This window comes from Pseudoduganella sp. GW821-FHT12E03, from assembly GCF_058807115.1.
Genome location: NZ_JBXAQJ010000016.1, coordinates 82,591 through 105,430 on the forward strand (window position 1 = coordinate 82,591; position 22,840 = coordinate 105,430).

General features: G+C 59.4%; 18 protein-coding genes and 1 pseudogene. 5 read left to right on the forward strand and 14 right to left on the reverse strand.

The annotated features are described in order from the left end of the window. Positions 1 to 70: 70 nt before the first annotated feature. The 5 genes from AC1RRC_RS30305 to AC1RRC_RS30325 form a co-directional block, all read right to left on the reverse strand. The gene (locus AC1RRC_RS30305) at positions 71 to 1,582 is read right to left on the reverse strand and encodes a flagellin N-terminal helical domain-containing protein (protein ID WP_493059474.1); all 1,512 of its coding nucleotides are present in this window, start codon (positions 1,580 to 1,582) and stop codon (positions 71 to 73) included. A gap of 350 nt (positions 1,583 to 1,932) precedes the next feature. Beyond that, a complete protein-coding gene (locus tag AC1RRC_RS30310; RefSeq protein ID WP_493059476.1) occupies positions 1,933 to 3,525 on the reverse strand; it encodes a GGDEF domain-containing protein in 1,593 nt (530 codons plus the stop codon). Between the two features lie 184 nt (positions 3,526 to 3,709). Continuing rightward, a complete protein-coding gene (locus AC1RRC_RS30315; protein WP_493059477.1) occupies positions 3,710 to 4,357 on the reverse strand; it encodes a response regulator in 648 nt (215 codons plus the stop codon). Positions 4,358 to 4,416: 59 nt separating this feature from the next. Then, positions 4,417 to 5,592: a PAS domain-containing sensor histidine kinase gene (locus AC1RRC_RS30320; RefSeq protein ID WP_493059478.1), complete on the reverse strand. Its 1,176-nt coding sequence runs from the start codon at positions 5,590 to 5,592 to the stop codon at positions 4,417 to 4,419. A 37-nt stretch (positions 5,593 to 5,629) separates the two neighbouring features. Further along, entirely contained in the window at positions 5,630 to 6,226 is a 597-nt protein-coding gene (locus AC1RRC_RS30325; protein ID WP_493059479.1) for a hypothetical protein, read from the reverse strand. A 37-nt stretch (positions 6,227 to 6,263) separates the two neighbouring features. Here AC1RRC_RS30325 and greB point away from each other — a divergent pair, with 37 nt between their 5' ends. After that, complete coding sequence (gene greB / locus AC1RRC_RS30330) at positions 6,264 to 6,827, forward strand: transcription elongation factor GreB (protein WP_493059480.1); 564 nt, start codon at positions 6,264 to 6,266, stop codon at positions 6,825 to 6,827. Positions 6,828 to 6,924: 97 nt separating this feature from the next. After that, positions 6,925 to 7,725, forward strand: a complete 801-nt coding sequence (locus AC1RRC_RS30335; protein ID WP_493059481.1) for a hypothetical protein — start codon at positions 6,925 to 6,927, stop codon at positions 7,723 to 7,725. A 28-nt stretch (positions 7,726 to 7,753) separates the two neighbouring features. Here the strand turns inward: AC1RRC_RS30335 and AC1RRC_RS30340 are convergent, their stop codons facing one another. The 3 genes from AC1RRC_RS30340 to gmk all read right to left on the reverse strand — a co-directional run bounded on the left by AC1RRC_RS30340 (position 7,754) and on the right by gmk (position 11,037). After that, positions 7,754 to 10,039, reverse strand: coding sequence for a RelA/SpoT family protein (locus AC1RRC_RS30340; RefSeq protein ID WP_493059482.1), 2,286 nt, complete (start codon positions 10,037 to 10,039; stop codon positions 7,754 to 7,756). 68 nt (positions 10,040 to 10,107) lie between these two features. Further along, a complete protein-coding gene (gene rpoZ / locus AC1RRC_RS30345) occupies positions 10,108 to 10,311 on the reverse strand; it encodes a DNA-directed RNA polymerase subunit omega (protein WP_493059483.1) in 204 nt (67 codons plus the stop codon). A gap of 78 nt (positions 10,312 to 10,389) precedes the next feature. Continuing rightward, complete coding sequence (gmk, locus tag AC1RRC_RS30350) at positions 10,390 to 11,037, reverse strand: guanylate kinase (protein WP_493059484.1); 648 nt, start codon at positions 11,035 to 11,037, stop codon at positions 10,390 to 10,392. Positions 11,038 to 11,196: 159 nt separating this feature from the next. On the opposite strand from gmk, the gene AC1RRC_RS30355 reads away from it, so the two are divergent. Beyond that, positions 11,197 to 11,799 carry a TetR/AcrR family transcriptional regulator gene (locus tag AC1RRC_RS30355; protein ID WP_493059485.1) on the forward strand — a complete coding sequence of 201 codons (603 nt, stop codon included), beginning with the start codon at positions 11,197 to 11,199 and terminating at the stop codon, positions 11,797 to 11,799. After that, complete coding sequence (locus AC1RRC_RS30360; protein WP_493059486.1) at positions 11,796 to 12,692, forward strand: alpha/beta hydrolase family protein; 897 nt, start codon at positions 11,796 to 11,798, stop codon at positions 12,690 to 12,692. Before AC1RRC_RS30355 ends, AC1RRC_RS30360 begins: the two co-directional genes overlap by 4 nt. A gap of 103 nt (positions 12,693 to 12,795) precedes the next feature. Here the strand turns inward: AC1RRC_RS30360 and AC1RRC_RS30365 are convergent. The 3 genes and pseudogenes from AC1RRC_RS30365 to AC1RRC_RS30375 form a co-directional block, all read right to left on the reverse strand. Continuing rightward, a pseudogene (locus tag AC1RRC_RS30365) lies at positions 12,796 to 14,109 on the reverse strand (NCS2 family permease); the annotation flags it as partial. A gap of 487 nt (positions 14,110 to 14,596) precedes the next feature. Beyond that, complete coding sequence (locus AC1RRC_RS30370; RefSeq protein ID WP_493059487.1) at positions 14,597 to 15,394, reverse strand: hypothetical protein; 798 nt, start codon at positions 15,392 to 15,394, stop codon at positions 14,597 to 14,599. After that, positions 15,388 to 16,281: a hypothetical protein gene (locus tag AC1RRC_RS30375; RefSeq protein ID WP_493059489.1), complete on the reverse strand. Its 894-nt coding sequence runs from the start codon at positions 16,279 to 16,281 to the stop codon at positions 15,388 to 15,390. The genes AC1RRC_RS30370 and AC1RRC_RS30375 overlap by 7 nt, the downstream gene beginning before the upstream one ends. A gap of 361 nt (positions 16,282 to 16,642) precedes the next feature. On the opposite strand from AC1RRC_RS30375, the gene AC1RRC_RS30380 reads away from it, so the two are divergent. Continuing rightward, positions 16,643 to 19,939, forward strand: coding sequence for an ATP-binding protein (locus tag AC1RRC_RS30380; RefSeq protein WP_493059490.1), 3,297 nt, complete (start codon positions 16,643 to 16,645; stop codon positions 19,937 to 19,939). Here the strand turns inward: AC1RRC_RS30380 and AC1RRC_RS30385 are convergent. From AC1RRC_RS30385 to AC1RRC_RS30395, 3 genes are all read right to left on the reverse strand, one after another. Then, on the reverse strand, positions 19,919 to 20,860 hold the full coding sequence (locus AC1RRC_RS30385) for a glycosyltransferase family 9 protein (protein ID WP_493059491.1): 942 nt from the start codon (positions 20,858 to 20,860) through the stop codon (positions 19,919 to 19,921). The two genes, AC1RRC_RS30380 and AC1RRC_RS30385, sit on opposite strands and share 21 nt — an antisense overlap. Positions 20,861 to 20,869: 9 nt before the next feature. Next, complete coding sequence (locus AC1RRC_RS30390) at positions 20,870 to 21,832, reverse strand: tyrosine-type recombinase/integrase (protein ID WP_493059492.1); 963 nt, start codon at positions 21,830 to 21,832, stop codon at positions 20,870 to 20,872. Positions 21,833 to 21,920: 88 nt separating this feature from the next. Continuing rightward, positions 21,921 to 22,811, reverse strand: a complete 891-nt coding sequence (locus AC1RRC_RS30395; RefSeq protein ID WP_493059526.1) for a YicC/YloC family endoribonuclease — start codon at positions 22,809 to 22,811, stop codon at positions 21,921 to 21,923. Positions 22,812 to 22,840: the final 29 nt, after the last annotated feature.

Here is a 22,840-nt window from a genome sequence, read left to right on the forward strand (position 1 = left end):
AAATCCCCGGCGGAATAAATCAGCCGGGGAACCTGTTATCAATGATGGCGGGCCATCATCTCATGTGGGATTAGCCACGCAGCAGGGACAGCACGCCGTTCGGCAGCGAGTTCGCTTGCGCCAAGATCGCGGTACCAGCTTGTTGCAGGATCTGGCCACGGGTCAGCAGCGCGGTTTCCGCCGCGAAGTCGGTATCCTGGATACGGCTGCGGGATGCCGACAGGTTTTCCGTGGTCGTTTGCAGGTTCGAGATCGTCGAAGCGAAACGGTTCTGGATCGCACCCAGCGATGCACGGTTGCTGTTGACCGAGTTCAGGGCGGCATCGATGGTCAGCAGTGCGTCGTTGGCGCCTTCCACGGTGCTGACGTCGATGTTGGACACCGAGCTCAGCGACGAACCCACGGTCACGGCACCGGTCACGGCGCCTGCACCGCTGCTGGTGATCGAGAAGCCCGAATCGGACGAGAACTCAACGCGGCCACCGACGGTGACATCAGCCGCCCAGGTCACTGCGGTACCGGAGCCGGCACCGGCGCCCAGGTCGGCGCCGCGGATCGATGCGCCTTGCAGTGCGGTGTTGGCGGTGGCATCCAGTTCATGGAAGTTGATGTCGTTACCGGTGTTGTCAGCCAGTTCCAGTTCCTTGGCGCCCGTGGTCTGGTCGATCTTGATGGTCGCCGTCACATTGGTGGTCGCGGTCTGGGCATTGACTGCCTGGGCCAGGGCCGACAGGTCGCCGCCGGATACCGAAGCGGAAATCGTCACGGCGCTCGAGTTGGCGTCGTTGGCCACCGAGTTGGCGCCGCGCAGTTCGAATTGCACGGTACCGTCGCTGATGCCGGAAATCGTTGCCACGCTCTTGGCCTGGGCGCTGACACCGCTGGTACCGGTGTTGGCGTTGACGGCTTCAGCAACTTTCTTGGCGCTGTCGCCGGTGGTCACGAACACTTTCGACGTCACGCCGGCGCCGGAACTGATGGTCAGTTCTTCGTCGGCGGTCACGTTGTTGGCGGCGGTGGCCACGGCTTGCGATTGCGAGGTAGCAACGTCAACCGGCTTGATGGTGTTGTTGCCGATGTCGGTGGCTTTGGCCGATTGCACGCCGATGTTGATGGTCTGGTTCGAGTTGGCGCCGACCTGGAACTGGGTGTTGGTCAGGGTGCCGTCCAGCACGTTTTGGCCGTTGAACTGGGTCGACGTGGCAACGCGGTTCAGTTCGGAGGACAGTGCCGATACCTCGTTCTGGATCGATTTGCGGTCGGAAGCCGAGTTCGAGCCGTTGGCGGACTGAACTGCCAGCTCACGAATACGCTGCAGCAGGTCGCCGGCGGTGCTCAGGCCACCCTCAGCCGTTTGCGCCAGGGAGATGCCGTCGTTGGCGTTACGTGCTGCCTGGTTATTGCCGCGAACTTGCGAAGTGAAACGTTCCGAAATTGCCAGACCCGCGGCATCGTCTTTTGCGCTGTTAATACGCAGACCGGACGACAGGCGTTGCAGGGAAGTGGACAACGCGGATTGCGACGAATTCAGGTTGCGCTGCGAGTTCAGGGAGGCAATGTTGGTGTTGATGGTCTGGGCCATGATGATTCTCCATTTACTACTTGTTGGGCTGCGTGCTCATTTCACTTTGGCCCGCCTCGCTGTTCCGAGACGATCAAGCCGCTGTTGTAATGGGTAACGGTTGCCCCATGGGAAAATTAAGGGGAAAAAACAGGCTAAATTTTTGCTGTCCGCCCTAAATCTCGCTCCCTGATGCACGCTTAAGCGGCGTAAAAAATGTGAACTTTAGGGTCAAAATAAATATTTTTTCACCCTAAAAAACTTCAGAAAACCGTCTAAAGCCATGGCGCCGCCCTATGGAGTGCCCTGTTTTGTTATTTAAAATGCAAAAGGCCCGCACGGAGGCGGGCCTTCGGAGGGGGCGGGACGGCCTAGTCGGCAATCACCACGCGGTTCTTGCCGGTCTGCTTGGCCTGGTACATGGCCTTGTCGGCCCGCTTGACCAGTTCGGTCTGGTCTTCGTCCGGCCGGCGCAGCGCCACGCCCGCCGAGAACGTGATCAACACTTTTTCATTGTCATGCATGAAGAAGTGGCGCGTCAGTTCCCGTTGCAGGCGGGTCATGGTTTGCGAAGCCGCCTCGATCGACGTTTCCGGCAGTAAAATCAGGAATTCCTCGCCGCCAAAGCGCGCCACCACGTCCATCGAGCGGATGGTTTCCTTGACGATCTTGACCAGGTGCTTCAGCGCGCCGTCGCCGGCAATGTGGCCATAGGTATCGTTGAGGCGCTTGAAATCGTCCAGGTCCAGCACGGCAATGCACAGCGGCGTGCCGCGCCGGTCGGCGCGCGCCATTTCCCGCTCGAAGACGTCGTCCAGGCCACGCCGGTTGAGGCTGCCCGTCAACTGGTCTTCGCGCACCAGCTCGCTCATATGCTGCAATTTAGCTTCCAGCGCATGGATGCGCGCTTCCGCATCCTGCACTTCCTGGCGCGCCATCACCATGTTGTCGCGCGCCTTCAGGGCTTCGGTCTGGACAATGCGGGTTTCTTTCAAGACTTCGTCGAGGATCTCGTTGAGCTCGCTGATCTTGTCGGCATTGCGGATCTTCTCGGAATAGCCACCGATTTTTTCATGGAAATCGCCGGTCGAGGTCGCCACTTGGCCGAGGCGGTCGATGAACGTCATCATCATGTTCTTGACGGTGAGTTTCACGTCCGACAAGCCATGTTTCAGCTGGCTCTGCTTGTAAATCACATCCTTGAGACTGCGCGTGGCGTCTTCCAGCTTGCGCGCATCGAGCGGGCCGGAAATCAATTCCTGCACCATGTCGATCTGGCCGCGCAGCCACGAATCGTCGTCCAGCAAGCCGCTGACGTTTTCCAGCAGCAGGCGGAACAGGCGCAGCAACAATTCCTGCTGTTCGCCATTGTCGCCGCTGCGCAATTCAATCTGGTAGCACAGTTGCTTCAGGCGCGTGCCGATCTCCGCCAGTGCGGCATCCGAATGGGCTTCTTTGGTGGCGGCGCCGAGCGCTTCGGCTTCCGTCGCCAATTCCGGATTGTTGTTCAACAGCGAAGCCACGGCGAACGTCAGGGTCCGGGCCAGCATTTCCCGCAATTGCCGGGTCTGTTCCCCGTCCGGCAACTCGGCCAGGTCGATGCCCTTCTTGGGAGCCGGGCGCTCCGCCAGTTGCGACAAGGTGCGCGCATAGCCGTCCCAGTCGCGGCCTTTGACGGCGCGGTTCAGGCGGCGGCCGAATTCAGCGAGGTCGCCGGGCTGGTCGGATAAGCGGTTGGCAAACTGGTACAGCATCAACTCCGGACCCGGGTCGGGACGCGGCTCCGGGGCGGCGGTGGGCGCCTGCAGCGGCGGTGGCGCGATGCCGGCGATTTCATAGTAAATGTCGCGGTAAGCTTCCGGCGTGGGCGAGATGCGGCGTAAGGCCAGGCGGCGGAATGCTTCACGGGCGATGTCGGCCGGATTCTGTTCCATTGCGGCAGGTTGGGTAGGTTTGCTGGACATGTGACGCACGGCCTCTGGTTATCAGTGTTAACAGACTGCTTGCATGATAGTTCACTGGCCAGTCCATCAAATTCACGATTAACGGGTGGAACTAGTGTTACTTTGTGGCATCTGGCGGTCTGCCGCCCCACTGTTTTGGCAAAGCGACAGCGCAGCCGTTGAAATTAAGCAATGTCAATGCCGCTTACTCGATCAAGCCGTTTTTAATGGCGTAATGCGTCAGTTCCGCACTGTTTTTCAACTTCATCTTGGCCAGCAGGCGGGCCCGGTATTCGCTGACGGTTTTCACGGACAGCGATAATTCCTTGGCGATCGCGCCCACGGTCTTGCCGGAAGCGATCATGGTCAAGGTCTGGTATTCGCGGTCGGACAGTGTTTCGTGGGCCGGCGCTTCGTGGTCTTCACCCAGGTGGTTGGCCAATTCCTGCGCCAATGCAGGACTGACATATTTTAATCCTCCGGCGACTTGCCGGATAGCAGTCACTAGTTCTTTTGGCGCGCTTTGCTTGGTCAGGTAGCCGGCCGCGCCGGCTTTCAGCGACCGGATCGCGTACTGGTCTTCGCGGTGCATCGACAGCATCAGCACCGCCAGGTCGGGTTTTTCTTTCTTGATTTGTTTGAGGACATCGATGCCGCTCTTGTCCGGCAGGGAAATATCGAGCAACACCACGTGGCAACCGGAGCGGCGGAACAGCCGGATGGCGTCAAGCCCGTTTTCCGCTTCGCCGGCCACCACGATGTCGCGGGTATCGGCCAGGATTTGTTTCAAGCCTTCGCGCACGATGGCATGGTCATCAGCGATGAAGACCTTGATGAGGGCTTTGTCAGTCATTTCATTACAGCAATATCAATAATTTGCTCATTGTACCGTCCTGGCTGGCCGCCAGCGAACTATGTCGCACGCCGTATTTTGATGGCCACGACCGTGCCGCCGCCATGCGCGTGGCTCAGCGACAGGGTGCCGCCCAGCGCGGCGGCCCGTTCCGCCATGCCGCGCAAGCCGAACGATTGCGGCTTGCTGCGGTCGGCCTGGCGGATGCCGTGGCCGTTGTCGGTGATTTTCAGGTGCAGGTAGCTGCGCGTGCGAGACAGGTGGATCTCCACGCGGGACGCGCCGGCGTGTTTGGCGATATTGGTCAGGGCTTCCTGCAAGATGCGGAACAGCGCGCTGGCGCGGTCCGGCGCCACGTCAATCTCCTTGTCGGCGCAGTCGAACGCACATTCGATCCCGGTCTGGTCGGCAAACTCGCGCACTTGCCACTCGAGCGCCGCCACCAGCCCGAAATCGAGGATGGACGGGCGCAAGTCCAGTGAAATGCGGTGCACGGCGTCGATGGTGCGGTCCACCAGCGCATCGACATAGGACGCTTTTTCCAGCAATCCCGGGTCTTGCGGCAAGCGCTTGGCCAGCATGGCCAGCGCCATTTTGATGGCGGTCAGGTTGCCGCCCAGGTCGTCGTGGATTTCACGGGCGATCCGGGTGCGCTCCTGTTCCTTGACGGTTTCAATGTGGGCCGTCAATTCCGCCAGCCGGGCGCGGCTTTTGCGCACTTCCAGCTGTTCCAGGCGGCTTTCCGTGATGTTGGTCATGATGCCTTCCCACTGCACGCCATTGCCGTCCGACAACGGGTGCGGCGTGCAGCGCAGGTTGATCCATTTCACGTCGCGCCAGGCATCGACCCAGATACGGCCTTCCCAGTTCCAGGCCGACAGCGCGGCGGCGGACGCTTGCATGGCGTCGGCATACGACTTGCGGTCTTCGTCGAGGATCAGCGCTTCGAAGTGTTCCGGCTGCGCATGTAATTCCGCCGCGGTCATGCCCAACAGCGCCTGGCAGCCATCGGACAGGTAGGGGAAAGCCACCCGGCCATCGTGGTAGCGGATGAACTGGTACACCAGGCCCGGGGTATTGCGCACGATCGCGTCGAAGCGGGCTTGCGCCTGGCGCAGGGCGGCGGTGTGGGGATGCGGCTCGCGATGGGGGGCGGCATGTGACTCGGGCTGTGACCCGGCACGCGGCTCGGACTGCGGCTCGGATTGCGGGGCGGGAGGCTGCGGTTGGCTCATATGCGCAGTGTAGCGCCCGGGCCGGGATCCGCGCCACTCACGGTTGTTTGCGCCGCGCCCGCCATTGGGCAATATAGCGCCGCAAGACGCGCAGCAAGCGCATGCCGTGGCGCGCATGGCGCACCGGATGCCAGCGCCTTCGCATGGCATGGCCCCACTGGCGGGCATGTGCGGCCAGGTGTTGCACTTGCCGCCAGGCCCGGGTGGCGCGCAAACGGCCGATCCAGTGGTCGCGCAAGGTGATGAAGCGGCCATGGCCCCAGGCAAACCAGGCCAGGCGCATCAGGGCCGGCCGGGTCAAGGCATAAATGCGGGCGACCAGTGCGGCGCCCGCGATTTTAGCGATCACGATGGTGGTGATGCCGGTCAGCGCGTGCCCTTTGGCAATCGCGAACAGTGCCAGGATTTTTACGGGAAACAGCGCCAGCCCCGGCAACACAAACAGGCACAGCGCCGGTGCCGGCCCCAGCGAACAGATCCACGCCCGTACGCGCGGCAGCGGCACCAGCCGCCCCAGCGCCGCCATCAGGCGTCCACCCAGATCCCACAACCACTCTTCCAGAAGCAAGACCAGGGCTGCCAGGTAGACCAGGGGCGCCAGCAGGCGGCGCCTGAGTGTGTACAATCGCTTCATGGTTTGATGATACGGGAAACACCCTTAAAGATTGATTATGAACAAGGCATTTGTCAAAGAAAGCGAGAGCGACGAGGACGACGAGGACCTGCAAGGGGCTCCGCCGATTCCCAAGGGCTCAAAAAACTACATCACGCCTGCCGGCTACCAGCGCATCAGGCAGGAATTGCTGCACCTGATCGATGATGAGCGGCCGGAAGTGGTGAAAGTCGTGCACTGGGCCGCGTCGAATGGCGACCGTTCGGAAAACGGCGACTATATCTATGGCAAGAAGCGGTTGCGGGAAATCGACCGCCGCATCCGGTTCCTCACCAAGCGCCTGGACTTGGCGGAAGTGGTGGACCCCAGCGTCCATCATGGCAGCGACCAGGTTTTCTTTGGCGCCACTGTGACCTATGCTAAACAGGATGGCGAAGAATATACGATCACCATCGTCGGGATCGATGAGTTTGATCCCCTGAGGGGCAAGGTCAGCTGGATTTCGCCGATTGCCCGCACCCTGACCAAGGCGCGCGAAGGCGACACGGTCGTGCTGCATACGCCGACTGGCGTGGAAGAACTGGATATCGTGGAGGTGAACTATCCCGCACCCGGTGAGTAAGGCCAGGCGCAGGTTCGCCATCGGCCTGTGTGCATTGGCGCTGCCGCCCTGGCCAGCGCATGCGCAAGAACCGGTTCCCCACTATCGGGCGCCGGATATGTATACGCTTGACTATAACTTCAGCCGTATCGATACGCGCGACCGCTATACCCTGCACTTGCTGACCGCGGCGCTGGATGCCTCCAGCGCGCGCTTCGGCCCGTATTTGCTGCGCACCGCGGCCCTGGGCATGGAGCGCGACCGCCTGTTGCGGGAAATGATCAGCGGCCAACTGGTGAATTTGAGTGCGCAAATCACGTCGCAGGAATGGGAGCGCGAATTGCTGCCGGTCCGCATCCCGGTGGACAAGGGACTGGCGGGCTACCGTATTTCCCTGATCGACGGCCGCCGCCAGGCGCAGTTCAGCGCCATTCACACCATTGAACAGCTGAAAAGCGTGACGCTGGGTGCGGGGCGCCAGTGGAGTTCGGCGGCGGCCTTCCAGCGCGCCGGCTTCAATGTCGTCGTGGGTAATACGACCGCCGGCCTGCACAGTATGCTGGCGGCGGACCGCTTCACGCATTTCCCGCGCGGGATAGAAGAAGCTTTATACGAGCGCGAGCAATACATGCATGGGTTCCCGCACCTGGCGCTGGAGGAGAGCTTCGTGATCCATCTGCCGCTGCCACGCTACTTTTTCGTGGCGCCGGGCCAGGCGCGCCTGGCCGAGCGGCTGGAATATGGTTTGCACGCGCTACTGGCGGACGGCCGGTTTGACCGGATATTCCATGATTTTTATGACAACATGATCGAGCAGATCCGCTTGCGTAAGCGCCGTGTGTTCCGGATGGACAATCCAACCTTGCCGCCGCATACGCCGCTGGACAATAAAACCTACTGGTACGACCCGCTCAAATAGCCGCACCCGGATCGCCCCGGGTGGCGCTTCAACTGCGTTCGCGCAGCACCCGGTTCACGCCCACCACCTTGCGCACGTTGCGCAGCAAGCCCGCCAGGTGCACGCGGTCCTTGACCTGCACCGTGAAGCGCAACTGGTGCAGCACGTGTTCGGCATCTTCATCCATGCCGACAAACGTGATGTTGGCGTCGGACTCGCCGATTTCCGCCGCCACCCGCGCCAGGATGCCTTTTTCGTTTTCAATCAGCAGCTTGATGCGGCAATCGAAACGGCGGTTGATGTCATGGCCCCATTTCACGGGAATCCAGCGGTCCGGCTCTTTCTGGCGCTGGCGCTTGCCGATGGAACAGTCGGTGGTGTGCACCAAGAGCCCCTGGTCGCGCCGCAGCTGGCCGATGATGCCGTCGCCGGGGATCGGCAGGCAGCATTGCGCCAGCTGGACCGACACGCCTTCGCTGCCGCAAATCGTGACCGGTTCCAGTTCCGCCGCGCTGTTATGGTCGACCGGCATGGCGGCGGATTCGCCGCCGATCAGGCCGAAGATATGGCGCGCCACCAGCGCCGCCATGCGTTTGCCGATACCGATGTCGGCATACAGTTCATCGAGCGACTTGGCCGACGATTCATTGAGCAGGCGTTCGGCCAGCGGTTCCGGCAATTCCGGATCGATGTTGGCCACGGCCAGCGCCTGCGCCAGCAATTGCTTGCCCAGCGCGATCGATTCCGGCAGGTTGATGGTGCGCAGGTGGTGGCGGATCGCGGAACGGGCTTTGCCGGTGCGCACAAAGCTGAGCCAGCCGGGGCTAGGGCGTGATAGCGGGTCCGTGATGATTTCAATGATGTCGCCGTTGCGCAGTTCGGTGCGCAGCGGCACGGCATCGCCATTGATATTGACGCCCACCGTGTGGTCGCCGATGCCGGTGTGGATCGCGTAGGCGAAATCGATCGGCGTGGCGCCCCGTGGCAGGGCAATGATTTTCGACTTCGGCGTGAACACATAGACCGAATCCGGGAACAGGTCGACCTTCACGTGTTCCAGGAATTCCGCGGAATCGCCGGTTTGCTGCTGGATGTCGAGCAGCGATTGCAGCCACGCGTGGGTGCGCTGCTGCAAATCCGTCATGCTGGTGTCGCCGGTTTTGTACAGCCAGTGCGCGGCCACGCCGGATTCCGCCGTGCGGTGCATTTCCTGGGTGCGGATCTGGAATTCGACCGGCGTGCCATACGGGCCGATCAGGGTGGTGTGCAGCGACTGGTAGCCGTTCAGTTTGCGGATCGCGATGTAATCCTTGAACTTGCCCGGCATCGGCTTGTACAGCGAGTGCAGGGTGCCCAGCGCCACGTAACAGTTCTGGAAATTGTCGACCACGACACGGAAGCCATACACGTCCAGCACCTGTGAAAAACTCAGCTGCTTGCTGCGCATCTTTTTATAGATGCCATACAGGGTCTTTTCGCGGCCATACACTTCGGCTTCGATGCTGGCGGCCGACAAGGTGTTTTTCACCGCTTCGAGGATTTTCTTGACCACTTCGCGGCGGTTGCCCCGGGCCGCTTTCACAGCCTTGGCCAGCACGTGGTAGCGTAGCGGGTGCAGGTGCGCAAACGACAAGTCCTGCAATTCGCGGTAGATATTGTTCAGGCCCAGGCGGTGTGCGATTGGCACATACACTTCCATGGTTTCGCCCGCGATGCGGCGCTTCTTGGCGGGCGCCATCACATCCAGGGTACGCATGTTGTGCAAGCGGTCGGCCAGCTTGATCAGGATCACGCGCACATCGGACGCCATCGCCAGCAGCATCTTGCGGAAATTTTCCGCCTGCGCTTCGATCTGGCTCTGGAATTCGATTTTCTCCAGCTTCGACAAGCCATCGACCAGGTGCGCCACCGGCGCGCCAAAGCGTTCGATTAATTCTTCCTTCTTGACGTCCTGGTCTTCCATCACATCGTGCAGCAGGGCCGCCATGATGGCTTGCGCATCGAGCTTCCAGTCGGCGCAGATTTCCGCGACGGCGATCGGATGGGAAATATACGGTTCACCGGACTTGCGGACCTGGCCGAGATGCATCTCGTCCGAGAAGCGGTACGCTTCCTTGACCTTTTTCAGGTCGGCTGCCGACAGGTATTCGGACAGTCTTTCAGTCAGGTGGGTGACGGACGCAACGCCCGCGGTCAGGGTGGGGGTAGCCAGAGGCGAAGAAGGCACGGGAGACGATATGGAAGGTGGTGAAGCGGGAACGCCCGGCTCGTTGCTGGCCGGGCGCTTGGCCCGGCTGGCGGGCTTGCCTGTTACATCGTCAGGAATCAGGTTCATACGGGTCCAGAATCAACGTTGTAAACGTTCGAACCGCGTCTGCAAGTGAAGGGCGCAGGGCGCCCAGCTTACATAGGAACCTTTTTCAGCATTTCCAGGCCGACTTTGCCGGCCGCGATCTCGCGCAGTGCAACAACGGTAGGTTTATCCTTGGCGTCTACTTTCGGGGTGTGGCCTTGCAGCAGTTGGCGGGCGCGATAGGTCGCGGCCAGGGTCAGCTGGAAACGGTTAGGGATGGTTTTCAGGCAATCTTCAATGGTGATACGGGCCATCTGTTACTCCAATTCGGGTGTGCTTATTTAAACATGGGTGCCGGGCCTTCAGGCCAGGTATCCACATATCAGTACGGTTTATTCCGCGTGTTCCGCGTGGATGCCCAGCTGGGCGAAGAGCGAGACGTTGCGTGCTGCTTGCTGCGAGAACCTGCAGCGGGCTGCCCGGACAATCGCATTCAACTCGGCCAGGGCGACGGGAAAGTCTTGGTTGATAATAACATACTCAAACTCGGGCGCGTGGGCGATTTCGCCGCCCGCCGCCAGCAGGCGCCGCGTGATCACGTGCGGTTCATCCTGGCCGCGTTTGTGCAGGCGCTCTTCCAGCGCCTGGATCGACGGCGGCAAAATGAAGATGCCGGCCGCCAGCGGGAATTGCTTCTTGACCTGGCGCGCGCCCTGCCAGTCGATTTCCAGCAGGATGTCGGTGCCGGCCTTCATTTGCTCTTCGACGAAGATGCGCGAAGTGCCGTAGTAATTGCCGTGCACTTCGGCCCATTCGAGGAATTCGCCGGCCTGTGCGCGCGCGACGAAGTCTTCCGGCGTCGTGAAGAAGTATTCACGGCCATGCTCTTCGCCCGGACGGGGCTGGCGCGTCGTGGTCGAGATCGACAGCTTGATGGCCGGTTCCTGCGCCAGCAAGGCGTTGACCAGCGTGGATTTGCCGGCGCCGGACGGCGCGGCCACCATGAACAGGCTGCCAGAAAATGCGTGGGGTAGGCTCATGTTGCTCTTTCTGTAACTGGTGGGCAGGGCACAAGTACCATCGCCCAAAGGCGTATTTTATCAAGGCTTGCTCTGGATCACCACTTTCGCGCAAGTTCCGTGGTGTTTCCTCCGACGTTTTTCTTGATACTGGACCGACTGGTCTATAGAATGGATGTCATGAACACCGTGACCGATAAAAAATCCCCGCCGCCCGGCACCCGCGAACGCCTGGTGGGCGCCATGATCCGCACCCTGCAAACCCGTGGCCTGCACGGCGCCGGGCTGAGCGAGATCCTCGCGCTGGCGCAGGCGCCGAAAGGCGTGCTCTACCACCATTTCCCCGGCGGTAAAAACGCGCTGGCGGTGGCTGCGATTGAAGCGACCGTGGCCTGGTCGTGCGACTGGCTCGATAAATTGATCGCCACCCACGACCATCCGGCCGACGCGCTGCGCACCTGGATAGACCGCGCCGTGGGTGGCCTCGGTGACAGTGGCTTTGAAATCGGCTGTCCATTGGCGGCGGTGGCGCTGGAATCCACGGCCGCCGATGTCGAGTTGCGCACCGCGCTGGCCCATGGTTTCGATGCGATCCGCAGCCGGATCACGCAGGCGCTGATACGCGCCGGCCACGACGATGTGCGTGCCCAGGGCATGGCCGCGCTGATGGTGGCCGCCTATGAAGGAGGCTTGCTGCAGGCGCGCGTCGCCAATGACGTGGCGCCGATGCTGCAGGCCACGGAAACCTTGCTGTTGTTATTAAAACCGAAGGAGCAACCATGAACACCACAGCAGCCCAGGCGCTGACCATCCACGCCGCCGACGGCTATCCGCTGGCCGCGCTGCGCTACCCGGCGCACGGCCCGGAGCGGGCGCGCCTGATCGTTGCGGGCGCCACCGGCGTGCCGCAAGGTTTCTATCGCCGTTTTGCGGAATTTGCCGCCAGCCGTGGCTACACGGTGCTGACCTTTGATTACCGTGGCATCGCGCAATCGAAATCCGGCAAGCTGCGCGGTTTCCGCGCGAGTTTCCTGGACTGGGCGCGGCTCGACCTGGCGGCCGTGGTGGAGGCGGCTTGCGCGCTGCCGTCGACCGCGCCGATTTATATGGTGGGCCACTCGTTTGGCGGCCACGCGTTCGGCCTGTTGCCGAACCACGCGAAAGTCGACGGCCTGTATGTGTTCGGCACCGGCGCCGGCTGGCATGGCTGGATGCCGCCATTGGAGCGGCTCCGCGTGAAATTCATGTGGCACGTGGCAGGCCCGCTGCTGGTGCGCTGGAAAGGATTCCTGGCCTGGAAAAAGCTTGGCATGGGAGAAGATTTGCCGCTGGGCGTGTATACGCAATGGAAACGCTGGTGCCATTACCCCCATTACTTCTTTGACGATCCGGAAATGGGGCAGGTGGCGCGCGACTTCGCCCAGGTGCGGGCGCCGATCATGGCGGTCAACGCCGCCGATGACCTGTGGGCGCCGCCCGATTCGCGCAATGCCTTCATGACCGGCTACCGCAATGCGCCGTGGAGCGGCATCGATATCGATCCCAAGCGTTCGGGGATCGGCGCCATCGGCCACATGGGTTATTTCCGGCCCCATGCCCAGGCATTGTGGGAGCCGGCGCTGGCGTGGTTCGAGGGATTGGGCGGGCAGCGTCCGTCGAGCCGCCCCGCATTGTAAATAAACCTGTCAACGTAAAAAAACCGGCAAGCCTTGCGGCTGCCGGTTTTAATGTCAGTCACGGGTGCCGGGCCTTCAGGCCGGGCACCTCATGAGCAGGGACTTAGATCGCCCAGCCGCCGCCGTAGAAGATCGCCAGCGCGGCAGCAATCGCCACGGTGCCGGTGTTCAGTTTGCGGAACTCGCCGGAAATCACGCGGCCCACCACCAGGGTGCAGAAGCCCAGCATGATGCCGGTAACAATGTTACAGGTCAGCAGGATGAACACGGCGCAGACCAGGCCCGACAGGGCGTCGATCTTGTCATCCATGTGCATGCGCGCCACGCTGCCCAGCATCAGCAGGCCGACGTACATCAGTGCTGGTGCGGTGGCGTAGGCTGGCACCAGGCCGGCCAGTGGCGAGAAGAAGATCAAGCCCAGGAACGCGGCGCCAACCACCACGGCCGCCAGGCCGGTACGGGCGCCGGCAGCGGTGCCGACGGTCGATTCAATGTACGCTGCCGCAGGAGCGCCGCCCACCAGTGCCGAGAAGATCGACGACACGGAGTCGGTGGTCAGTGCGCGGCCGCCATTGTGGATGTAGCCGTTTTCATTGATCTGGCCAGCTTCGCCAGCCACGGCGCGGATGGTGCCGGTGGCGTCGAACACGGCGGTCATCACGAGTGCCAGCACCGAAGGGATCACCGCCATCGACAGCGCACCCTGGATATCCATCGAACCGATCAGCGATTTGCCGTCGGCGCCCAGGCTAGGCAGGGCGAACACGCCGGTGAATTTCACGGACGGGTCAAATGCCAGGCCGGCGGCGGACAGGGCCACCACGACCAGCAGGATGCCGCCAGGAACTTTGCGGGCTTCGAAGCCGAAGATGGCAGCCAGACCAACCAGGCTCATCAGGACTGGGAAGGACGTGATGGCGCCCAGTGCGACAGGCAAGCCGTCGTGCGGGTTTTTCACCACCAGGCCGACGCTGTTGGCGGCGATCAGCAGCAGGAACAGGCCGATACCCACGCCGGTGCCATGCGCCACGCCTTGCGGCAAGTTTTGCAGGATCCACGAGCGTACGCCGGTCACGGAAATCAGCGTGAACACGATACCCATCAGGGCCACCGCGCCCAGCGCCACGTTCGGCGACAGGCCTTTACCCAGCACCAGGCCGAATGCCATGAAGGCGGTCAGCGAGATGGCGCAACCGACCGCGATCGGCAGGCGGGCCCAGAAACCCATGATCAGCGAACCAAATGCGGCGGTCAGGCAGACCGCGACAAACACGGCGCTGACATCGAAACCGGCTTTACCCAGCATCCCTGGTACAACGAACACGGAATACACCATGGCCAGGAAGGTGGTGATACCGGCGACGATTTCACGGCGTTGCGTACTGCCACGCTCGGAAATCTGGAAGTAGGCGTCGATCTTGCTGACTTCTTTTGGCGCCGCTGGCGGCGCCTCCTGGCTGACGACTGGCCGGAGTTGTGGTTGGCTCATGTTGTGCTGCTCCTATCTATTCTCCGCTGATGCGGCCATTTACCCCGGCCGCCCCAAACGTGTCTGAGTTATATATTTTGGGGTGTTTTATTACTGCGCAGCACCCTGCCTTGGCTTGCTGACTTCTTGGGCGAGTGCCCAGTCGGTATAGGTAGAGTAGGGTTTAGACAGGGGGCGACGCACTACGCCCGGGAAATAGCTGCCATATGTCAAATCTTATGGATAGCAATTTACTACCAGGGTATGTATCGCTGACAAGAGGCAGGAAAGGAGGCTTCCACAGGGGGAGGGCGGCGGGGGGGCAAGGCGGCCTGTAGTCAAACTAGCGCCTGCCTGGAACATTAAAGGCCGGCGGCGTTGGTGAAAAAAAACGCGGCTGACTCGGGCGGAGCGTTGCAAATATTACCCGAATTTCTTAGTTACGTTCGCCTTGGTCAGGATCTTTGGGCATGTCAAGCTCATATGCCTGGACAAGACGCTTCAGCAGCTCCGCAAGGGTTATGCTCCCGAGTCCCAGAGTCTTGGGATCGAGAGTGGTATCTGCTGATGCAACCTCCACGAACCGTCGCATGTCATCTGCGATCCTGGCGGCTAGTGGTATGCGGGTTGTGGCTGCAAGCAATTGCGAGAGTCGAAGTACATCATTGACGTGCTTGCGCACGGTCTTGGAGTCCACATGCTCGCCTTGTTCTTTCCGTTCACTCAATTCCAGCCATGCGACGGCTTTCAATGGAATCAGCCGATCTTCGCCGACCCAAGGCAGACCATCAAGATCACGCCGGCCGGTCATGATAAAAGCGTAGTACGCGTCGTTCAGCAGAATGGCCGAGAGACTGGAGACTGCCTCGTCGAAGGGGATTGGCGTAAGATTCCCATCACCTATGGGGCGAAGGCTATCCGGCGCGCGCGAGAATAGTTCAACCATGGCCGGAAAATTCGGATCTACCGGTTTCTGGAAGCGATAGAAGGCAGGTTTTTGCGTATCGCTGGCCTGTCGAATTTCGTAGCCTCCTGCCTGGATGAACTTCCAGAAGGTTTCGCCAAATGCCGGCGTTAGCGCCTCCACATGCAAGACGATGTCCAAATCCTTGGTAGCGCGAAAATCCAGTCCGGCTTCCTCCATCGCCAGGCTGGCGGCCGTGCCGCCGATCAGAATATATTGATTGCCGTAGTCGGCGAACCACTCTCGAAAGATATCAAGGCCCTTCACCATGGCAGTTCTCCTCTTAGTTCGTCCAGCGCGTTTTGAACCCGTTCATCGGCACTGTCCTGCAGGCTGAGGGTGAGGGACAACGGGTCTACCATGCCGCTGTCCGGCTGCAATGCGGGACTGTAATTCCACAATTGGCACTCGATGTAGCCCGTCATCGGTCCGGGATTTTCCATACTTGCGTTGGTCGAGTGCCATTTTGTGCGGTTGACCGCGTAGACCTGCTGTTTGGGGGCCGCGAGCATTGAATGGTGTGCCAGCGCGCTCAGGCCTGCGAGCCGCATATGGTGCTTGTCGATTGCGCTGTCAGGTAGCCAGATTGTGCGTTGGACCGGACTGCGGAGCATGGGTTTGATTCGCTCCCAGGTCTCCTGGGGGGGAAATGCCATTTTCAAATATTGAGATCGCCCAGCCTTGTGCATGGTGGCAATCCCGGCTGTCGTTAACTCCCGCACGGCGCGCGAGAGTGTCATCGTTGTGTAATCCAGCGCGGAGGCGGTTTCGGATGGATGCCACTCCGCTTCCCAATTGCGACGCAACAAGGTGCTAATTAGCATGGCCTGTGCCGATGGGCTGAGCTGGGATTGCGTCGTACTGGGACGCCGCCGGAAGTACTCACGCAAGTCGATGCCAAGATCGGGGAGATAGAGCTGGTTGCCAGGAACGATGAATGGGACCTTTTGCTCAATTAATCGCTTGCGCTCGTAAGATGTAATGACATCTGACACGTAGACTGTACGTTGCCCGACCATGGAATTCACTTTGTCCAATCGCAGCCTGATTTCCCCAACAGACGATTTGCCAGGGCTTCGATCCATTGCCAGCACAATGCTTTCTCCAAGTAGGGGCACTTCCCAAAAATCGAAGGCATCTTGCAGGAAGTACGGCAACTCTTTCCTACGTTCCCATGGCTGATATCCGGGTATGGAGATACCCAGAGTTTCATGTAGATAGCATTGAACGGGGGTGGCGAGAGTGGACACGGTAGCGGTGTTGGTAACGCAATTTAAGAACGATAACATTGGTTATGTTATCGTGCAATGTTTTGTTATCGTTAGGGGTGATTGCAACTTGATGAGCAACTAAAAATAGCTTCTCAGTACGCATCGAAGGCCTGCTGTCGGAGTGCACCATCATCAGGTGGCCTGCCACGGTGCCACGGGAAGTAGAATTTCAATCAATTCCTGTTGGTTGGCAATTGAGGTGTTTGTGATGCACTATCTTGGTAATTTTGATTGATAACTGGGAATTATGCGTGCACCTAGCGAGTCGCCAAAGCAAACAATTGACCTCACCCATCGCGATGGATTGAAGTATCAGGAGCGCGTTTTTGCGTGTCTGGTAGACCGGGTATTTGACGATCCCCGAGTGCTTGAGATTCGCAACCACGAGAGAGGCGAGGTCGATTATGTGGTGCTCGAGCGCCCCGGTAAGGGGCTGACGGCATCCAAGCGAGTCCACTATTTCGAATGCAAGAACTACAAGCGCTCGCTGGAATTGGATAGTGTGGCGAAGATCATGGTCGTGGCGGTGTCGGACCAGCCAATGAGCGTTCACGTTGTTTCCCGTACACCGCTACAGCCACAAATCAGAAAATACGCCACTCGGCTCTTCAGTTTTGATGGCAGCACCACTGGATTGTTTTGTGGAGTTGAATTTCACCATTGGCAAACCAATACGGTTCTTGGCGATGAGGAACAAGACACCGAGCACGGGGTGAGCAACGTCACCGGCCCCGGCTTCGTGACCCCGGAGTTGCACGAAGTTCATTGGTGGCTGTCCGAATGTGCGGCGTTCTCCGAAGTTGAGATAGCGTCGTCTGAATCGCACCAGCAGTCGTTGCATGTCCGCTGCGGAACGCTGCTAACGCTCATGTTGGAGTCGATAGATGCCGACTCAGCACAAATATCCCTTTCGGGATTGCCGGACAAGAGCTGGAGCCACGCGGCGCCTGAGGGCGGTGGCAAAGGCCATTATTTCATCGATACGTCGCAACTTGCGTCCAGTGAGGACTATCGAGTTTCGCTACGCGTAGTGGAGCAACGAATCGAGCGCATCGTCCCGATCGTCCATTTGCACGTTAGCGGCACTGCAGATTTTTTGCCGGAACTGCGCACCGATGAGATCGACGATCTAAGCGCCAAGATGGGGCCTTCCGGCGACGTTCGCCTAGTGTTGGTGGATGGAGAGGCCGGCGTTGGCAAGACACATCTGATCGAAAAAGTCGCCGAGGGACTGCGTGCAAAAGCGGGGTTTGATATTTTGCGCGTTACCGTCCCGGAGGATCCAGACGATGAACTGATGACTTCCATCATCCGAAACTGCCTCACACCATCGATCGAGAAAGGCGCGTTCAAAGATCTGATCGAGAAGATCGAAGCTGTGTTGCTACAAAAGGAAAGCGGCGGAAATCTGAAAACCGATTTCCGATTGCTGGTTCGTGCCGCAAGCCGAATGGGACCGCGCATGATCGTGTTGCGTGATTGCCAGTTAGTAACGCCAAAGCTTGCCGACGAGATCTGGATGCTAATTTCAGCCTTGGATGACTCGAGCTGGGGCGGCATCCGATTGGCACTCGAATTTCGCCAGCCTGATGCCAGCGCCAATACAGCATTGCAGGGATTGCTGCGGAAGATCCGTCTGAATATCCGGAAGGTGCTCCTAGAGAGGTCCGTTGCACCGCTTGGACGTGATGAGTTCTACCGCTTGTGCAAGCGGGCATTCGTGCACATCACAGATGAGTTGATTGCTTGTCTCTTAAACCGGACGGGTGGTTTTCCACTGTTCCTCGATGGCTATTTGCATCGCTTACAGAACCTGGACTTGATCAGGCGAGACGCCAACTCGCTGAGCTTCGAAATCAGTGAGCCCGCGCGCATTCTCACCGACACCCTCCCAGAGGGGCGGCAATTAATTCTCGAAGAGCGTGTCAGAGCTGGTTTGGCGCAGGCATTTCCTGAAGACTGGGAGCACAGGTCAATCAGCTTAGGCTTGGTTGCAACGGCAGACAATGCAATCGGGCAGACCCTGATCCGCGATGCGCTAGGAATGCCGGATACTGAATTGCTAGGCCTCCACAGGGTATTGAAGGATGCCGGGATTGGCGCCGTACTGCCCGACAGCCAGATCGTGTTCCGCCATGACTTGCTGCGCGAAGCAGTGGCAGCAGTCGCCACTGCTTCTAAATCCTTCGCGCGTAGTGCTCGCCAAGTAGCCGAAGTTCTCCTGGCGCATAGCGCGCCATCGGGTGAAGTCAAGGTGCGAGCCATCCGGGTAAAGATTTTTGCCTTGCTAAAAGACGACGTGTCGTGCGAACTGGAGCTGCGCAATGGCCTGGTGGCGGCGCACAAGGCACACGACTACCGACATATCGTTTCGTTCCTCAACCTTCTCCTGCCGCTGCTGCAGGGTCGCCCTAATGTCCATGAGCGCTTGCAATTGATGAAGGAGTTGGCCTGGGCTAACTGGGTGTCTGACTCGCTTTTGGTGGCGCGCGACCGGTACATCCAGTTAGCCACGGAAGCTGAACGTAATCCTGACGGCGACTTTTCCCTGAGCGAAGCGATTGCCACGGACGCCTATCGCCGTGCCATCGGTCTGGATCTGGAGCTCATGGAACCGTATGCGTTCATCGAGAACACCATCTCAGTTCTTAAGCGACGCCAGGACCACGTAACGTTTAACTCCATCTTGAATCGGCTGGTATTGTTTTGCGCGCGCTTCGGGCTTCCCGAGTATGGCTATCGACTCGCTGCCTTAACAGCCAACTATATCGGCGACGGCCAGCGCGAGAATGAAGGTAGTGTCCTTTGTTCGGAACTGGGCATGCTTTACGCGGCATCGGCCCCCCGAACAGCACTGGATCTATGCCACTTGGCGTACACGATGGCGGATGGCGAGCCCGAGAAATTCGGAACAGCACTAGCTGTCCATGTGATCGAGTGCATGTATCTCGGAAAGGCTCTGGAACTGGGAAGTTTCGATGCCCTTTGGCGAAAATGCCAGGAACACCACCTCGCAGAGCCTTTGGCAAGGGCAAGCCTCCTCCGAGGAAGCCTGTTGCTAAGAGACGGTAACCTGAGGAGTGCGGCCCACTGGATCGAACGCACGGCGACCATGGTGCAGCTCTATCATATGAAGCAATTCGAACTGGCGATCCTGAATGACCAGGTCTTGCACGCTTTGATATCGAATCAGGATGCAATCGCTGCCAATATCTTCGCTAAATTTTTACAGGAGTTTGAAAGGGTCGAAGCGCAAACCGTTCGTGCGGTCTTCTTAATCGAAGAGACGTTTGACACTGCGGCAAAGGCGGCATCTACTTTGCATCCTGAACCGTCGGCGATCGAGCGCCCAAGTGCGCCGCCGGCATTTTGCGATCCGGCGGCAGAAATCCGGCGGAACATTGCAGCGTTTGCCTTCCTACTTGGGGTGGATGACGTCGCACAAAGGTATGCCGCAGAACTGCTGGTACGCCCATGTCCTGAGGTGAGCGAGCACCGTCTTGTGGAAGTTCGAGGCACCAAGCTAGTATTGGGCGCCTATTGATTGGGTCACGTTACGAACCCAATTGAATGCGACGCGACGGATTTCTCCTTGAGATTCACCCAGCAGCATCAGGTTTCTGTTCTGCGGGTAACTCCAGCGGGCGAACGCTGCCGGGCCCATTCCCGGCTCCGTGTCGATCTCGGATTTCCGGATCGGATCCCACAGCACCATGGCCGGCTTGCCAAACGCAGTAGCAACATGGGCAACGCTGCTATCGAATCCCAGAAACATATCCGAAGCCCATACCAGCGCCATCATCTCGCGCAATGTAGTTCGAAAACGTTTGGTGGGCAAACCTTTGTCTTCCCGACCATGCATGCCGACTTCGACTACGCTAACGTCCGTGGATAGCTCCGACAGCAGGTTATGCCATTCATCCCGATACCACGGATGGCCAGGCTTGGGTGAGCTGGTGCCATAAGGATGCAAGCAAAGCACTGGGCGTGGCAAGCCCGAGAGCTTCATCAAGGCCTTGCGGCATTCGTCTTCCGTCAGGAAGAGAGCGGGACGGATCGCGCGGGGAACGACACCATATTCAGCGCAGATGTTGGAAATGATGTGCCCGAAGTGACAATGACGTTCGTGCGAGGCATTGACCAACGCCATGCTCTCGGGCGACAGCTCTGCCAGATCAAATATCTTCTCGACGAAGGGGTTGCCCCGCCAGATGGGGAACGGTTCCTCATCATCGACCGTCCCGACCCCATCAACCGGTTGGATCGGGCCAGTCAGCAGCTTGATCGGACGACCATGGCGCATCGCCACTTCTTCGACCAATCGCGTGTACATCAAGACGTCGCCAATACCCGTGACGTTGGGGACAGCCAAGTCGGCCCTGAACTTATGACAGATTAATTGAAATGGATTTTTGGTGCCAAAAGTTGTTCCTGCAGGGTGGTCCTGTAGCTGTTGAGTACGCATAATTCCCAGTTATCGATGCATCTCAAGCCTCTTTCTTATGTTCGCGCGGGCAACTTCCGTCCTTAATGCATGGTCTGCCACATGAGTGTAGATTTCAGTGGTTGTGATGCTGCCATGGCCGAGAATTTTCTGGACGAAACGGATGTCAACCCCGGCTTCCAAAAGCTGGGTCGCGGCGGTATGACGTAACATGTGCGGGGTAATCCGGCGCTCCAGTTGAGCCATACAGGCAAATCGTCTGATGATGCGGCGGATGTACTGTTCGTTGGCCGTACGTCCCATGCTGTTGATGAACAAGGTCTTGTAACTGTCCTGGCCGAAGCGTGCGCATACGTGATTGCGGTAGTCCAGGAGACGCTTTGTCGTGACCTGATCAGGAAACGACACCTGGCGTTCCCGATTGCCTTTGCCCAGTATGCGAATTTGTTGCAATGCGTGGTCGATGTGCTGTGGTTGGATTTTAATCAGTTCCCCAACGCGTACGCCTGTCAGGGTCATGACTTCGATTGCAAGACGTGCGGTAAGGGCATCCCATTGTTGTCGATTAAGGATGAGCGGGGTAGTCTTTTGGAGCTTGGCCACGATGCTTTCGGGCTTAGTCACCAACAATTGCTGTATCTCGCCGGTTTGCAAGTTTCTGGGCAGGCGTTTGGGTAATTTAATAGCGAGATCCAGCCGTTCGAGCGGATTGAATGAAATCAGTCTGCGCCGGAATAGCCAGCGTGTGAGGGATTTGATACAGGCGACGCGACGCTTGACGGTTGCCGCCTTCAAATCTGGATCGCCCAGCCAGCGCTGGGCTGCTATTTCAATCCAGGTTTCGGAAAAGTCATGTATATGGTGCTCGGCGCCGGTGACCTTTGCGAAACCATGAAGATCGCTGCGGTAGGCACGAATGGTGTGCGGGCTTAGTTTTTTCTCTTTTTCACAGAATGTTAAAAAGCTTTCGCATGCTTCCAGCAGATTCATCATCGTCCCCTCAGCGTTGTAATGGACGCTAATGGTACGACGGTCGGGGCCATGTGGCTGCCCCCCCCAATCCGTGGCAATTATTGGCTCTTTACTCCAAATTCTGTACTTGCTCGCGCATCTGCTCGATCAGCAGCTTCAATTCCATCGACGCGTCCGCCAATTCCTTGACCGACGCCTTGGCGCCCAGGGTATTCGCTTCGCGATTGAGTTCCTGCATCATGAAGTCCAGGCGCTTGCCGACCTGGCCGCCTTTTTTCAGGATGTGGCGGGTTTCCGACAGGTGCGCGGACAGGCGGCCCAGTTCTTCGGCCACATCGATCCGGATACCGTACAGGATCACTTCCTGGCGGATGCGTTCCAGCGCATCCTGGCGCGACAGGCTGGTGTTGGAGCTCTGGCACGCGATGCCCAGCGCTTCCTGCATGCGTTCCACGGCTTTTTGCTGGAATTGCGCCACCACCTGGGGGATCAGGGGCGTGATGCGCTTGACGATGGCTTCCATCGACTCGATGCGCGACACCAGCATGGCTTCCAGCGCCGCGCCTTCGCGCTGGCGGCTGGTGACGAAAGCGGCCAGGGTGCGCTGGGTCAGCGCGGCCACGTCGGCTTGCAGGGTTTCCTGGCCGATTTGCGCTTCTTCCACCACACCGGGCCAGCGCAGCAATTCCGCCACAGTCATTTGCGGCGCTTGTGGGAAGTGCGCCGCCACTTCGCCTTGCAAACGGGATAACTCTTGCAGCAACTGGGTGTTCAGTGCCTGGGTGCCGGCCGCGGCAGCCTTGCGGCCAAAGCTCAGGCGCAGTTCCACTTTGCCGCGCGTGATGGCGGCCATGATCGCAGAGCGTAAATCGGGTTCGAGGGCGCGCAAATCGTCGTTGATACGAAACTGCAGGTCAAGAAAACGCGAATTGACGCTTTTGATTTCGATGGTCAGTGTCCCGGCCGCACTTTCGCTCGTGGCGACAGCGTAGCCCGTCATGCTGGAAATGCTCAATGGATCTCCCCGAT